This window comes from Hyphomonas polymorpha PS728 (assembly GCF_000685315.1).
GTDB classification, from domain to species: domain Bacteria; phylum Pseudomonadota; class Alphaproteobacteria; order Caulobacterales; family Hyphomonadaceae; genus Hyphomonas; species Hyphomonas polymorpha.
On record NZ_ARYM01000042.1, the window covers coordinates 1 to 13,011 of the forward strand.

Here is a 13,011-nt window from a genome sequence, read left to right on the forward strand (position 1 = left end):
CCGTTCCGGTTGTCAGCCAGGCGCCTTGCGCAGAGGTCTCTGTCCAAGCAAAGCTCCCGAAGGGAGGTTCCTGATCTGAAATGCCCGCCTGGCTGATCCTGATTGCAACGGTCCTTTATATGGCCGGTCTGTTTGCCATCGCGGCGCGTGGCGACCGGGATGAAGAGCGCCCAGGCTTCCGGCCAAACCGTTTCATCTTCCCCCTGGCGCTGGCGGTCTACTGTACATCCTGGACCTATTTCGGCGCGGTCGGCACGGCAGCGGAAAGCGGGTGGGACTATCTGCCGATCTATCTTGGCCCGGCCCTCGTCTTTCTGCTGATGCCCGGCCTCCTCCGGCGCATCGGCGAGGTCGTCAAACGCGAGAGCGTGTCATCCCTGTCGGATTTCCTTTCGGCCCGCTATGGCAAGAGCCGGGCGGTGGGCGCCTTCGCGACCCTGGCAGCGGTCATGGGCGGGCTGCCCTATATTGCGCTTCAGCTGAAATCCATCGGCATGAGTTTCGAAGCCTTCGCCGGGGCGGCCGGGCCGGGCTTCGCGCCAGGGGATGAAACCGTGCTCGTCACCGCGCTGGCGCTTGCCGCCTTTTCGGTTCTCTACGGTACCCGCTTTCCCGATGCCACCCGGTCCAATACCGGGTTGATGCGTGTCCTTGCCATCGAGGCGCTGGTGAAGCTGGGCGCGCTGGCCGGGGTGGCCGCCCTGTCGCTGTTCCTGCTCGGTTCGGGCGGCATTCCGGACGCGCCCTCCCTGGCCAGCGTTTTCCCGCTGGAGGCGCCTTCTGGCCGCTTTATCGCGATCATCTTTCTGTCCATAGCGGCAATTGTCTGCCTGCCGCACGAATTCCACGTTGCCATGGTCGAGCGGCGCCATGAAGGAGAGATGACGCTCGCCCGCTGGCTCTTCCCGCTCTATCTCTTCATCACCTCTATTGTCGTTGTGCCGATCACGCTGGCAGGGCTTGGCCTGTTTGCCGGCGCTTATCCGGCAGACTTGTTCGTGCTGCAATTGCCACTCGCGCGGGGCAATGGCCTGCTCGCCACCCTGGTGTTCCTCGGCGGCTTTTCGGCGGCCACAGGCATGGTGATTGTGTCCACCATCGCGCTCTCGAACATGGTGACGAATGACCTCATCGTGCCTGCTCTGATGCGCTCGGGCAGCCTCTCCAGCTTCAGCGCCAATGCCGGCGCGCGCCTTGTCGCCACACGCCGCATCGTCATCGTGATGCTGCTCCTGCTGGCGTACTGCTACTATCTCGTGGCCGGCCCCGGGGACGCGCTCGCGCAGATTGGTCTGCTGGCCTTTGTGGCGGCGGCGCAGTTTGCCCCGGCAATCGTTGCGGCGGTTTACTGGCGCGGGGCGCGGCGTGCAGGCGTCCTGGCCGGGATGATCGCCGGCATGGCGATCTGGCTTTATTCACTATTCCTGCCCTCGATACTCGGCTGGGATACCGTCAGTTCACAGATGCCCGGCTGGCTCGACCCGCACGCGCTCTTCGGGCTCAGCTTTGGCGATCCGCTCACCCATGGTGCGGTCTGGAGCATTGGTCTCAACCTTGCCCTGATGATCCTCGTCTCGCTTCAGACCCGGGAGCGCCTGCGGGACAGGGTGCAGGCGGCCGCCTTTGTCGGCGCCAGCGATGGCGGCCAGAATGAGGAAGGGTACGCCACTGCCCTGCGCGGGGCCTCCCCCAATGGCCTCAAGACGCTGGCCGCACGGTTTCTGTCCGCCGAAGCCGTCGATCATGCCTTTGAGGAATTTGCTCGCGCGACAGGGATTGTGGCAACGGGGGACGACCCGGCCGACTGGCGGCTTGTTCAGCGTACAGAGCGTCTTTTGGCCAGCGCGCTTGGCGCTTCATCGGCGCGCATCGTGCTGGCGTCAGCCCTCGGCGGGAAGAATATTGCCTTGCCGGACGTGCTGTCCATGCTCGATTCCCGCACGCAGGCAGAGCGCTTCGAGCGGCATATGCTGCAGTCGATGCTGGAAAATATCGCGCAGGGCATCAGCGTGGTGGACGCGGATCAGAAACTCGTCGCGTGGAACTCAGCCTATGTTGATCTGTTCCAGTATCCGCCTGAGCTTTGCCGGGTCGGCACGCCGGTTGAAAAACTGATTGCGCATAATATTTCCGGCGGATGGATCGGCGGCAATGCCGAGCAGGAGATTGGCCGCCGTATCCATCACATGAAAGCGGGCGGCCCGCACACGCGCGAGCGCCAGATCCCTGATGGCCGTTGGTTGCGCATTACCGGCGCGCCGATGCCCGGCGGCGGCTATGTCACCACCTTCACCGACATCACGGCGGACAAGCTGCGCGAGCGGGCCCTGATCGAGGCAAACGAAACTCTCGAAGAGCGGGTGCGTGAGCGGACACACGATCTCGAACGTCTCACGGCAGACCTGCTCGCTGCGCGGCAGGCGGCGGAAGGCGCCAATGCGTCCAAGACACGGTTTCTGGCGGCGGCCAGCCATGACCTCCTCCAGCCCCTCAATGCGGCGCGGCTGTTGCTCGGCGCGGCGAATGCCGGGCGTAGCATGCCGGAGGTAATCGATAAGGCGGACCGCGCCATCCAGTCGGCGGACGAGCTGTTGCGGGGGCTTCTCGATGTCTCCCGTCTTGACCATGCGATGGTTGAGCCTGCCCCGGTCGTCTTGCCCGTTGGGCCGTTGCTGGAAGATCTCGTCGATGAAAACATTCCGATGGCAGAGGAAGTCGGCATCAAGATACGTCTCGTCCCTACGCGCCTGGCGGTGGAGGCCGATCCGGATTTCCTGAAAAGCATCCTGCGGAACTTTATTTCCAATGCCCGTCGCTACACCCGCTCGGGGGCTGTGCTGGTTGGCGCCCGCCGCCGGGGCGACAAGGTGCAGATTGAGGTCTGGGATACTGGCCCGGGCATCGCAGAAGACCTGCTGCCGCATGTGTTTGAAGAGTTCCGCCGGTTTTCAGATGTGGACAATACCGGCAAACGCGGCGCCGGGCTCGGCCTGGCAATCGCCCGTCGGCTGGCAGCCATCATGAAGTGCGGTATCGGCGTGCGCAGCTGGGTGGGAAAAGGCAGCGTGTTCTGGGTTTCGGTTCCGGCTGCGCAGCTTGCGCCGGTCAAACGGGCGCGCCTTGCCGACACTGCCCCCGAGCCGGAGAAGAAGATTGCCGGGCTCAATGTCCTGTTCGTCGATGACGAGACCTCGATCACTGAAGCCATGCGCCTGTTGCTGGAGGGCTGGGGCTGCCACATTCGTGTCTGCCGGACGCCTGGAGAGGCCTTGTCGCTTTTCGCCAGCGCCCCGCCAGATGTGATGATTGCCGATTATGATCTGCGCGCCGATCTCACGGGCTTTGATGTGATTTCAGCCGCGCAGGCGTCCCTTTCGGAGCCGCGCAACACGCTCCTCATCACGGCCGCCGCGGAGGACGCTCTGGCCGACCTGGCCACGGCGGCCGGCATCACGCTGATGCGCAAGCCTGCAAGCCCGGCTAACCTCAGGCGTTTCCTGGGAGAGTGCGCCCGGCGCCTGCAGTTTCAGGTGGCCAGGTGATCGCCTGCCGAGAGGGCTTCCTGATAAATCAGCAGGGCTTGCGTGCGGTTGAGTACGCCCAGCTTGCGGAAGATTGCCGTCATGTGGGCTTTCACGGTGGCCACCGAGATGCCCATTTCATAGCCGATCTGTTTGTTGAGAAGGCCCTCGGCAAGGCCTGAGAGCACGCGGCGCTGGGCGGGCGTCAGGCTTGCCATGCGGCTGGCGGCTGATGCGTCGGCGAGCGCGGCGCCCGGCATTTCAGGAAACCATTCGCCGCCATCCAGCGTTGTCGCCAGCGCTGCAGACAGATCTTCCAGCGACAGGCTTTTGGGCAGATATCCGGCCGCGCCGAGCGTGCGCGCTGTCTGGAAGGCCTGCGGCGCTTCGGTGGCGGAGACAACCACAACCGGCAGGGAGGGATGCTTCGTCTTGATGCGCGTCAGCCCTTCAAAATCATGTGTGTCGCCAAGGTTGAGGTCTAGCAGCACAAGATCGCAGGCGCCGGCATCCAGATGGTTCATGGCGTCTGCGAGGGAGCCGGCGAACATCGCCGCTGCGCCGGACGGATAGGCCCCCCGCAAGGCAACCGCCAGCGCGTCCCTGAACAGGGGATGATCGTCCACGATGAGGACCCTCGGTCCCTCGCTCATCCTGTCCTCCCTGTGCGCGTGATCGGCTTTGCAATTTTCTACCTGCGCGGCACGAGACCAAACCTGACGCAATGCAGGGCGCAAGTCGAGTCCCGGCTTCTACCTTGGTCGTAGAACTTTGGTCTTAGCACCTATTGCTAATAGCGCGCCTGCCTCCGGCTGACGATAGTTGCCTCAAACACAAAAGAAATTCCCGGAGGAAACGCCATGAATTGCTTGAAGAAACTGCTCTTCCTGTCAGCGGCTGGTCTGGCGTTGACGGGAGCGGCCCACGCCCAGGCCCCGCTGGAAGACCGTCTGGCCGTGCTGGAAGCAATGGTTGCCGAACTCAAGGCTGAACTGGCTTCGGAACGCGCGAAGGGTGACGCCGATATCGTCCGTATAGAAACCCAGATGGCGGCAACGTCTGCGCCGGCCGCGCCGCCGCCCCAGGCTGATGGTTTCCGGGTGGGCGACGCGACCGTGAAGATCGGCGGCATCATTGATCTGGATGCGCATGTGACCCATCTCGACGGCGGCGCGATTGCCTCCAACAGCATCGCCCGGGATTTCTATATCCCCGGCTCGACCCCCATTGGCGGCGAGAGCACGACCTTTACCGATTTCACCGCCGAATCCACGCGCTTCTTTATCAGCGCCTCCCAGCCCGCGGGGGAGGGCAGTGTCACCGGCTATCTGGAAATGGATTTCCTGGGCTCCGCGCAGGGCAATGAGCTGGTGACAAACTCCTATTCACCGCGCATGCGCCGGGCCTTCGTCACCTATGGCAACTGGCTGGCCGGGCAGGAATGGTCGACCTTCCAGAACACCTCTGCCATTCCCGAAAGCGCGAGCTTTCTCATCCTCTCCGATGGCATGATATTCGTGCGCCAGCCGCAGATCCGCTACACTCATGGCAATTGGCAGGTTGCCATCGAAAATCCCAACACGCCGACGATCACGTCAGGCAACCAGGATGCCAATACGCTGCCGGATGCCGTGGTGCGCTACAATTGGAAAGGGGATTACGGCAACGTGTCTCTGGCCGGCCTGGCGCGGCAGCTGCGCGTGGATGAGGCCGGCGTTACCGAAGAAGCCTTCGGCTATGGCCTCTCCGTTTCGGGCCTCCTGAAGGTGGGCGCGCGGGATGACATCCGCTTCAACGTGGTGGGCGGCGAGGGCGTCGGGCGCTATGTGGGCCTTGCTGCCGGGCGGGAGGCTGTTCTCAGCCCCGCTGGCGAGCTGGAAGCCATCCCGGCCTTTGGCGGCCTGATCGCCTGGCGCCACCCGTTTGGCAAGACCGCCCGCCTCAATATCGGCTATTCCGGCCTGTTCCTCGACAACCCGTCCTATGTACCCGCCGCGAGAACCGCCTCAGTCCAGTCCGCTTACGCGGCGGTACTCTGGGATGTGGCGCCGAAAGTCACCCTCGGGGTTGAAGCCATGCACGGTATCCGCGAGGAAGAGAGCGGCGCAGATGGGTCGATTAGCCGTTTCACCTTCTCGACAAAGTATGCATTCTGATAGAAAGGCTCATAAAAATGGCGGAGGGAATGTCGGCAATGAGCGACCATTCAAAGACCTATCCAGTTCCCGAGGCGTTTGCGAAACAGGCAAACCTCACCCCGGAAAAGTACCGGGAGATGTACGCTGCCTCGATCGCAGACCCGGTCGCCTTCTGGGGCGAGCAGGGCAAGCGCCTGGATTGGATCAAGCCCTATTCGGTCGTGAAGGATGTCTCCTGGGAAACCGGAGACCTGCATGTCCGCTGGTATTCCGATGGTGTGCTCAACGTTACCGCCAACTGTATCGACCGCCATCTTGAAAAGCGCGGCGACAAGGCCGCTTTCATCTGGGAAGGCGACGCCCCCGGCGAAAGCCACACGGTTACCTATCGCGAGCTGCACACCGCCGTCAGCAAGTTCGCCAACGTCCTGAAGGAACTCGGCGTCAAGAAAGGCGACCGCGTTACCATCTACATGCCGATGATCCTTGAGGCGGCCTATGCCATGCTCGCCTGCGCGCGTATCGGCGCGGTCCACTCGGTCGTGTTCGGCGGCTTCTCCCCTGAGGCGCTCGCCGGGCGCATCGCCGACTGCGGCTCCGAAGTGGTGATCACCGCCGATGAGGGCCTGCGCGGTGGCAAGAGGGTTCCGCTGAAAGTGAATGCAGACAAGGCTGCTGCCATCGCTGGCGGCGTCGTGAAGAAAATCCTCGTCGTCCGCCGCACCGGCGCCAATGTCGCCATGACCGAAGGCCGCGATGTCTGGCTGCACGAGATCGGCGCTACCGTCTCTGCCGATTGCCCGCCCGAGCCGATGAATGCAGAAGACCCGCTGTTCATTCTTTATACGTCCGGTTCCACCGGAAAGCCCAAGGGCGTGCTGCACACCACCGGCGGCTATCTCCTCTGGGCTTCGATGACGCATGAATATGTGTTCGACCTGAAGGAAAACGACATCTTCTGGTGCTCGGCCGATGTCGGCTGGGTCACCGGCCATACCTACATCATCTACGGACCCCTCGCGAATGGCGCCACCAGCGTGATGTTCGAAGGCGTGCCCACCTATCCCGATGCCAGCCGCTTCTGGCAGGTGTGCGACAAGCATCAGGTGACGATCTTCTATACCGCGCCCACCGCCATCCGCGCCCTGATGCGCGAAGGCGAAGGCCCGGTGAATAAGACCTCGCGCAAATCCATCCGCCTCCTCGGCACGGTGGGCGAGCCGATCAATCCGGAAGCCTGGGAATGGTATTTCCATGTCGTCGGCGAGGCGCGCTGCCCCATCGTTGATACCTGGTGGCAGACCGAAACCGGCGGCACGCTGATCGTTCCGCTGCCGGGCACAACAGACATGAAGCCCGGCGCAGGATCCCACCCCTTCTTCGGCGTCCAGCTCATCCTGGTAGACGCTGACGGCAAGGAACTGCACGGCGCCGCCGATGGAAACCTGCTGATCACCGACAGCTGGCCCGGCCAGATGCGCACCGTATACGGAGATCACCAGCGCTTCGTGGAAACCTATTTCACCGCCTATCCGGGCAAGTATTTCACCGGCGATGGCTGCCGCCGCGACGAAGATGGCTTCTACTGGATCACCGGCCGCGTCGATGACGTGATCAACGTCTCCGGCCACCGGATGGGCACCGCCGAAGTCGAAAGCGCGCTCGTCAGCCATGATGCCGTGGCCGAGGCTGCCGTGGTCGGCTATCCGCACGACATCAAGGGGCAGGGCATCTATGCCTATGTCACCCTGCGGGCCGGCTGTGAGGCGGATGACGCCCTGCGGAAAAACCTCGTCCAGCATGTGCGCGGCGAGATCGGTCCGATTGCCTCACCTGATCTCATCCAGTTTGCGCCCGGCCTGCCGAAAACACGCTCTGGCAAGATCATGCGCCGCATCCTGCGCAAGATCGCCGAGAACGAGTTCTCCAATCTGGGCGACACGTCCACGCTGGCAGAGCCCGAAGTGGTGAACGACCTGATCGAGAACCGCCAGAACCGCTAGAATTCGCGCGCGGCCTTAAAAGCTTTATTATCCCTGTTATGGGCATAAGCTTAGCGTTTCCGTCCGCTGAGGGGGGCTATGGCCGCGCCGAAAGTTTCCGTTGTGATGCCCGCCTACAAGGCCGCCGCCTTCATCGGCCTGGCCATCGCCAGCGTGCGCGCGCAAACCCTGCAGGACTGGGAACTGATCATCGTCGATGATTGCTCGCCCGATGACACCGCCGCTGTGGCCATGGCCGCCGCCGGAGGAGACCCGCGCATCAAACTCGTCCGGGCAGAGCAGAATGGTGGCGTCGCCCGCGCCCGCAATCTCGGTAACAACCAGGCGGCGGGAGACTGGATCGCGGTCCTCGATTCAGACGATGCGTTTGAACCCACGCGCCTCGAAACGCTCGTCGCGGCTGCGGAGAAGACAGGGCTGGATCTGATCGCGGACGATTTGCTGCTGGTGCAGTTTGAAGCGCTGATGGGCGAGGGTAAACCATATCTTGGCCAGCCTGGGACTGATCTCAAACCCGTTGACCTGCCGGTCTGGCTGGAAGGCAATCGCGCCGGCATCAAGACGCCGATGCTCGGCTATCTCAAGCCGATGGTGCGCCGCGAATTTCTTCTCCGCCACGACATCTCCTATGTTCCCGAACTGCGCGTGGCCGAAGACTGCTGGTTCGTGGCAGATCTGCTCGCCTGTGGCGCCCGCTTCGCCATTCTGCCTGCGCCGCTTTATCGTTACGCCGTGCGCCCGGCCTCCCTCTCGCGCACGCGGGGAGATAATGTCTACACGCTGCAGAGATCCGTATACGCGCCATTCCTGAAGCGTCATGCCGGCAGGCTCTCGGCCACTGGCGTGCGCGCCGTGCGACGGCATGAATCCGCCCTGAAGACTGCCGAGGCCTTCGAAGGCTTTGCCATGGCCATGAGAGCAAAGAATCTGCCAAAGGCGGCTGGCTGGCTCGCCTCGCGGCCTCAGGCAGCCGCCTATCTCACCCGGCCTCTGGCTGCGCGGCTTGAGCGTCTTGCCGGGCGGCTGGGTTATCGCCCGCGCCTGCGCGTCGGCTGACGCGTCAGATCGCCGGAAGGTCTACCGTAAACCGTGCGCCGCCGCCGGGCTTGTTGCTGGCCCAGACCTCGCCGCGATGGGTCTCCACGATCTGTTTCACGATAGAGAGGCCAAGCCCGGAATTGTTGCCGAAGGCTGTGCCTTTCGGGCGGTCCGTATAGAAACGGTTGAAGATCGTCTCCAGCTTATCCTCGGGAATGCCGGGCCCGGAATCTTCCACCAGGATGCGCGCCACCGTGCGCGGCCCGTAATTGGTCTGCTCCAGCGTCACTTCCACTTTTGATCCTGGCGAGGAGAAAGAGCGGGCATTGTCGATCAGATTGCGCAGCACCTGTCCCAGCGGCCCCTCGCGCCCGCGCACCAGCAGGCGCGCGCCCAGCGTTGCGTCGGTGAAGGCCACATGCACCGCCTCTGCGCTGTCGGAAAGCCCCTCATAGGTATGCACCACATCGCGCACGAAACGGGCGATGTCGATGGTTTCGCTCGGCAGGCGGGTCATCTCCGCTTCCAGGCGGGACGCATTGGAAATATCTGTAATCAGACGGTCCAGCCGCTTTACATCCGAGGCAATCACCGCCCGCAGGCGCGCCGCTGCATCCGGGTCCTGAACCCGCTCCAGCGTCTCCACGGCAGAGCGGATGGAGGTCAGCGGGTTTTTCAGCTCATGCGCCACATCGGCGGCAAACTGCTCGTTCGCCTCGATCCGCTCGATCAGCGCCTCGGTCATGGCCTGCAGGGAGGTCGCCAGGTCGCCGATCTCGTCGGTCCGCCGCGTCAGCTGCGGAATGTCCATCCGCGCCGAGGAGCCTGCGCGGATCCGGTCTGCTGCAATCGCCAGCCGCCGCATGGGCCGGGCAATCCCGATGGTCAGCAGGATGGAGGTCACAAACGCCATCAGAACGGCCACGCCCACAAACGGCACCAGCGCCACGCGCTCGGCGCGGATGATCTCGTCAATGTCGCTGCCTTCCACCACCAGCACGCCGACAACCGCAGACACCCGCTGGATGGGCATGGAGACGGAAATCACCCGCTGCCCCCTGTCGGAGAAACGCTGGCTCGCCGCCTGTTCGCCGAGGGCAGCAGCGCGGAATTCTTCCTCGAAGGTTTGTGTACGGAGCGCTTCGGAGCTGCGGCGCGGCGAGAATACGCCGAACACTTCGCCCGCCCATTCGGAAAGATCCCGCCCGGTCCGCGCAATCCAGCCTGGTTCCCGCAGCGGCGGCAGCGCCGCCACATCCACCATATCGGAAAGGAAATAGCTGTCGGCCACCATCTCGCCCGTCGGCGTATAGATGCGCGCGCGGATGCGTTCGGGCAGGTTGAGGCGCGCAATGGCCAGGCGTGCTGCTTCCGGGTTGAGCGCTGGCTCCGGCGTGGTCGCGTCATCCGACAGAAGCCCGGAGAACACCTGCGCCTGCGCGATCAGGTCCTGCTTCTTGGAAACGACGAAGCCCGCCCGCATTTCGTTCAGCACCATGGCGCCGACGATGAGGATGGCGAGGCCCGCCAGGTTCGATGCAAAGATCAGCCGCGCAATGCGCGAGCCGAGGAGGGTGGGGCCACGCCTCTGGTTCTTGCGGCTGGGGGCGTTCTTGTCCCCCGCCTTCTTCCCTTGGCGTCCCCCGTCCGACATCAGGCGTCGGCGGCTACCCGCATCTTCACGATACGGTCCGGGCTGCGCGGCGGCTCGCCCTTGGCCAGCTGGTCAATGATGTCCATGCCTTCGGTCACCTTGCCCCACACCGTATACTGGCGGTCCAGGAAGCGGGCATCGTCAAAGCAGATGAAGAACTGGCTGTTGGCCGAATGCGGCGCCGAGGTGCGCGCCATCGAGCAGGTGCCGCGCACATGCGGCTCGGCATTGAACTCGGCTTTCAGGTCCGGCTTCTTGGAGCCGCCCGTGCCGTTGCCTTTCGGGCAGCCGACCTGTGCCATAAAACCGGCAATCACGCGGTGGAAGACGATGCCGTCATAAAACCCTTCACGGGCGAGTTCCTTGATCCGCGCCACATGGCCCGGCGCCAGGTCAGGGCGAAGTTCAATGGTAACATTGCCCTTGGAGGTTTCGACAAGGAGGGTGTTTTCGGGGTCGGACATCTTTTTCTTTCCTGGCTGGGCCGTAGCTGGCAATCTGGCTATTCAATCGCAGCACTGGCGGCAAGCGCTACCTGCATGTATTATTAGGTCATTCTGCCTGCGCTGACGAGGAGAACCGTGGCCGCTTTGCTAGGCACCCTGCTGGCACTTGTGCTCGGCTGTCTTGGCGCGCTCCATTTGATATGGGCAGCAGGCGCGTCATTTCCATTCCCCAATCAGCAGTCGCTGGCCAGGTCGGTGGTTGGCCGCAGGGGTATAACCCGCCTGCCATCACGCGCCTCGGTTGCGCTGCTGGGCGTGTTGCTGCTGTGCGGCGCGGCAGCGGCTCTCATCATGGGTCATTATGCGGCCACCTTCACGGGCCTGAAATTCCTGCTTGTGCCCGTTGGCCTGCTGCTGTCGGCCATCTTCCTGCTGCGCGGGGTTGTCGGCATCCTGCCGGCCTTCGAGCGCGCCGCGCCGGAACAACCTTACCTGACGCTCAACCGCCGCCTCTATTCCCCCCTCTGCGCGCTGATCGGCTTTGGCTTCCTCGCGCTCACCTTTTCGCTGCCCAATTGGGCCTGGCATTTCTCCCGGCTCCTCGGCAGCTAAGCGGCCACCAGGCTCGCCAGCCAGTCTTCGGCAGAGCGTCCATCGGGGCCCTTCGCCGCCATCATCCCGGCAAAGTTCCAATGGTTGAGCCGCGTCGGAATGATATGGTCAGCCTCCCGCCAGGCCCGGTGAACGCCGCCCCCGGCCAGGTATCCCATCGTCTTCACATGGTCAGACCGGTCGCGCGCCTCGGCCACGGCATCGACATGCACCAGGGTCCGCGCCGCTTCCGGTCGGCCCCGCCACAGCGCCGGGGGCAGGGCGGGCTTGGCCACCGGGTCAGCCCCGATCAGCAGCACATCCGTCTCCAGCCGCCGGGCCAGCCGCAACGCGCCATCGGCGCCCCAGCTATGCCCGATCAGCCCCAGCGGCCGGCCTTCGCCCGCCATGGCGCGCGCAAAGGCCAGCGCCTCGGGAATGCGGTAATGTGGGAAATACCGGACCTGCCAGCCTTTCGGCTCCAGCAATCGGTGGCGCGCTTCGGAATAGCCCAGCACAAGGCGTGAGGCCTCGTCCGCTGCACCGCCGATATAAAGCTCCGCAGGCGGCCTATTCGGTATAGCGGTAGCCGACACCATAGAGCGTCTCGATCGCATCGAACTCGTCGGTCACTTCGCGGAACTTCTTGCGAAGGCGCTTGATGTGGCTGTCGATCGTGCGGTCGTCGACATAGATCTGGTCGTCATAGGCAGCGTCCATCAGCTGGTCGCGGCTTTTGACATAGCCCGGCCGCGCGGCGAGCGCCTGCAGGATCAGGAACTCGGTCACTGTCAGGCGCACCGGCTTGCCATCCCAGGTGCAGGCATGGCGGTTGGGGTCCAGCACCAGCTTGCCGCGCACGATGGCTTTCACGTCGCCTTCCTCGGGTACCGCCGAGGCGCCGCGCGCCCGGCGCAGAACGGCTTTCACGCGCTCGGCCAGGAGGCGGTTGGAGCAGGGTTTGCGCACGAAATCATCGGCGCCGATATTGAAGCCGATCACCTCGTCGATCTCCTCATCCTTGGAGGTGAGGAAGATCACCGGCAGCTCGGAAGTCTGGCGCAGGCGGCGCAGCAGCTCCATCCCGTCCATCTTCGGCATCTTGATGTCGAGGATGGCGATGTCGGGCGGCGAGTCGGTCAGCGCGGGCAGGGCGGCCTCGCCATCATGATAGGCGCGCACCTGATAGCCTTCTGCCTCGAAGAACATCTTGAGCGAAGCCACGATGTTCTCGTCGTCATCTACCAGCGCCAGTGTCGTCATCGCCTTATCCTTTTCCATGAGCCGGGAAGCATGTTGGGGCTCGGCCCGTCCAGTTACAGGTTCAAACACAGCTCGCGTCATAGAAAAAGCCCTCCTTGTTGTTGAGGCCAAGGAAAACAAAGGACTGGGGCGCCCGATTGCCAACATTACGGCAGTTTCACGATTCATTGCGGCCATGGGTGCCGCATTTGTGAACGTCCTCCCACTCCGACCCCCGCTGAGGCGCCAGCAGCAGGCGCTCTCTACGCGCCTCCCCGCTTATCCAACAAATTCCGCCCGAGCCGCGCTCAACATCCCCAATACAATCAACACCTTGCAAAAAAACTCCGCAATTCTTGTCCACCCCCTCCCGTGCCG

General features: G+C 63.6%; 10 protein-coding genes. 5 read left to right on the top strand and 5 right to left on the bottom strand.

Going from position 1 to position 13,011, the window contains the following annotated elements:
* Positions 1-80: 80 nt before the first annotated feature.
* Positions 81-3,542 (top strand): PAS domain-containing hybrid sensor histidine kinase/response regulator, encoded by a 3,462-nt coding sequence (locus HPO_RS18940; RefSeq protein WP_035602622.1) that lies wholly within the window; start codon positions 81-83, stop codon positions 3,540-3,542.
* On the opposite strand, the gene HPO_RS18945 is transcribed toward HPO_RS18940, so the two are convergent.
* The gene (locus HPO_RS18945) at positions 3,527-4,174 is read right to left on the bottom strand and encodes a response regulator transcription factor (RefSeq protein WP_035602625.1); all 648 of its coding nucleotides are present in this window, start codon (positions 4,172-4,174) and stop codon (positions 3,527-3,529) included. The genes HPO_RS18940 and HPO_RS18945 overlap by 16 nt on opposite strands.
* A 207-nt stretch (positions 4,175-4,381) precedes the next feature.
* On the opposite strand from HPO_RS18945, the gene HPO_RS18950 reads away from it, so the two are divergent.
* The 3 genes from HPO_RS18950 to HPO_RS18960 all read left to right on the top strand — a co-directional run bounded on the left by HPO_RS18950 (position 4,382) and on the right by HPO_RS18960 (position 8,718).
* A complete protein-coding gene (locus HPO_RS18950; protein WP_035602628.1) occupies positions 4,382-5,677 on the top strand; it encodes a DcaP family trimeric outer membrane transporter in 1,296 nt (431 codons plus the stop codon).
* A 38-nt stretch (positions 5,678-5,715) separates the two neighbouring features.
* Positions 5,716-7,662 carry an acetate--CoA ligase gene (gene acs / locus HPO_RS18955; RefSeq protein ID WP_035602632.1) on the top strand — a complete coding sequence of 649 codons (1,947 nt, stop codon included), beginning with the start codon at positions 5,716-5,718 and terminating at the stop codon, positions 7,660-7,662.
* A 78-nt stretch (positions 7,663-7,740) separates the two neighbouring features.
* On the top strand, positions 7,741-8,718 hold the full coding sequence (locus tag HPO_RS18960; RefSeq protein WP_051612843.1) for a glycosyltransferase family 2 protein: 978 nt from the start codon (positions 7,741-7,743) through the stop codon (positions 8,716-8,718).
* Positions 8,719-8,722: 4 nt separating this feature from the next.
* On the opposite strand, the gene HPO_RS18965 is transcribed toward HPO_RS18960, so the two are convergent.
* A complete protein-coding gene (locus HPO_RS18965; protein WP_035602635.1) occupies positions 8,723-10,354 on the bottom strand; it encodes a stimulus-sensing domain-containing protein in 1,632 nt (543 codons plus the stop codon).
* Positions 10,354-10,818 (bottom strand): peptidylprolyl isomerase, encoded by a 465-nt coding sequence (locus HPO_RS18970; RefSeq protein WP_035602638.1) that lies wholly within the window; start codon positions 10,816-10,818, stop codon positions 10,354-10,356. The genes HPO_RS18965 and HPO_RS18970 overlap by 1 nt, the downstream gene beginning before the upstream one ends.
* 117 nt (positions 10,819-10,935) lie before the next feature.
* On the opposite strand from HPO_RS18970, the gene HPO_RS18975 reads away from it, so the two are divergent.
* Positions 10,936-11,412, top strand: coding sequence for a DUF3995 domain-containing protein (locus tag HPO_RS18975; RefSeq protein ID WP_162174072.1), 477 nt, complete (start codon positions 10,936-10,938; stop codon positions 11,410-11,412).
* Here the strand turns inward: HPO_RS18975 and HPO_RS18980 are convergent.
* Together HPO_RS18980 and HPO_RS18985 are read right to left on the bottom strand one after the other, a co-directional pair.
* A complete protein-coding gene (locus tag HPO_RS18980; protein WP_035602640.1) occupies positions 11,409-11,990 on the bottom strand; it encodes a hypothetical protein in 582 nt (193 codons plus the stop codon). The two genes, HPO_RS18975 and HPO_RS18980, sit on opposite strands and share 4 nt — an antisense overlap.
* Positions 11,962-12,654 carry a response regulator transcription factor gene (locus tag HPO_RS18985; RefSeq protein WP_035602642.1) on the bottom strand — a complete coding sequence of 231 codons (693 nt, stop codon included), beginning with the start codon at positions 12,652-12,654 and terminating at the stop codon, positions 11,962-11,964. Before HPO_RS18985 ends, HPO_RS18980 begins: the two co-directional genes overlap by 29 nt.
* Positions 12,655-13,011: the final 357 nt, after the last annotated feature.

Coding starts and splice junctions, on each gene's coding strand:
- HPO_RS18940 (WP_035602622.1), top strand. CDS start 81: ATGCCCGCCTGGCTGATCCTGATTGCAACGGTCCTTTATATGGCCGGT.
- HPO_RS18945 (WP_035602625.1), bottom strand. CDS start 4,174: ATGAGCGAGGGACCGAGGGTCCTCATCGTGGACGATCATCCCCTGTTC.
- HPO_RS18950 (WP_035602628.1), top strand. CDS start 4,382: ATGAATTGCTTGAAGAAACTGCTCTTCCTGTCAGCGGCTGGTCTGGCG.
- acs (WP_035602632.1), top strand. CDS start 5,716: ATGAGCGACCATTCAAAGACCTATCCAGTTCCCGAGGCGTTTGCGAAA.
- HPO_RS18960 (WP_051612843.1), top strand. CDS start 7,741: ATGGCCGCGCCGAAAGTTTCCGTTGTGATGCCCGCCTACAAGGCCGCC.
- HPO_RS18965 (WP_035602635.1), bottom strand. CDS start 10,354: ATGTCGGACGGGGGACGCCAAGGGAAGAAGGCGGGGGACAAGAACGCC.
- HPO_RS18970 (WP_035602638.1), bottom strand. CDS start 10,818: ATGTCCGACCCCGAAAACACCCTCCTTGTCGAAACCTCCAAGGGCAAT.
- HPO_RS18980 (WP_035602640.1), bottom strand. CDS start 11,990: ATGGTGTCGGCTACCGCTATACCGAATAGGCCGCCTGCGGAGCTTTAT.
- HPO_RS18985 (WP_035602642.1), bottom strand. CDS start 12,654: ATGACGACACTGGCGCTGGTAGATGACGACGAGAACATCGTGGCTTCG.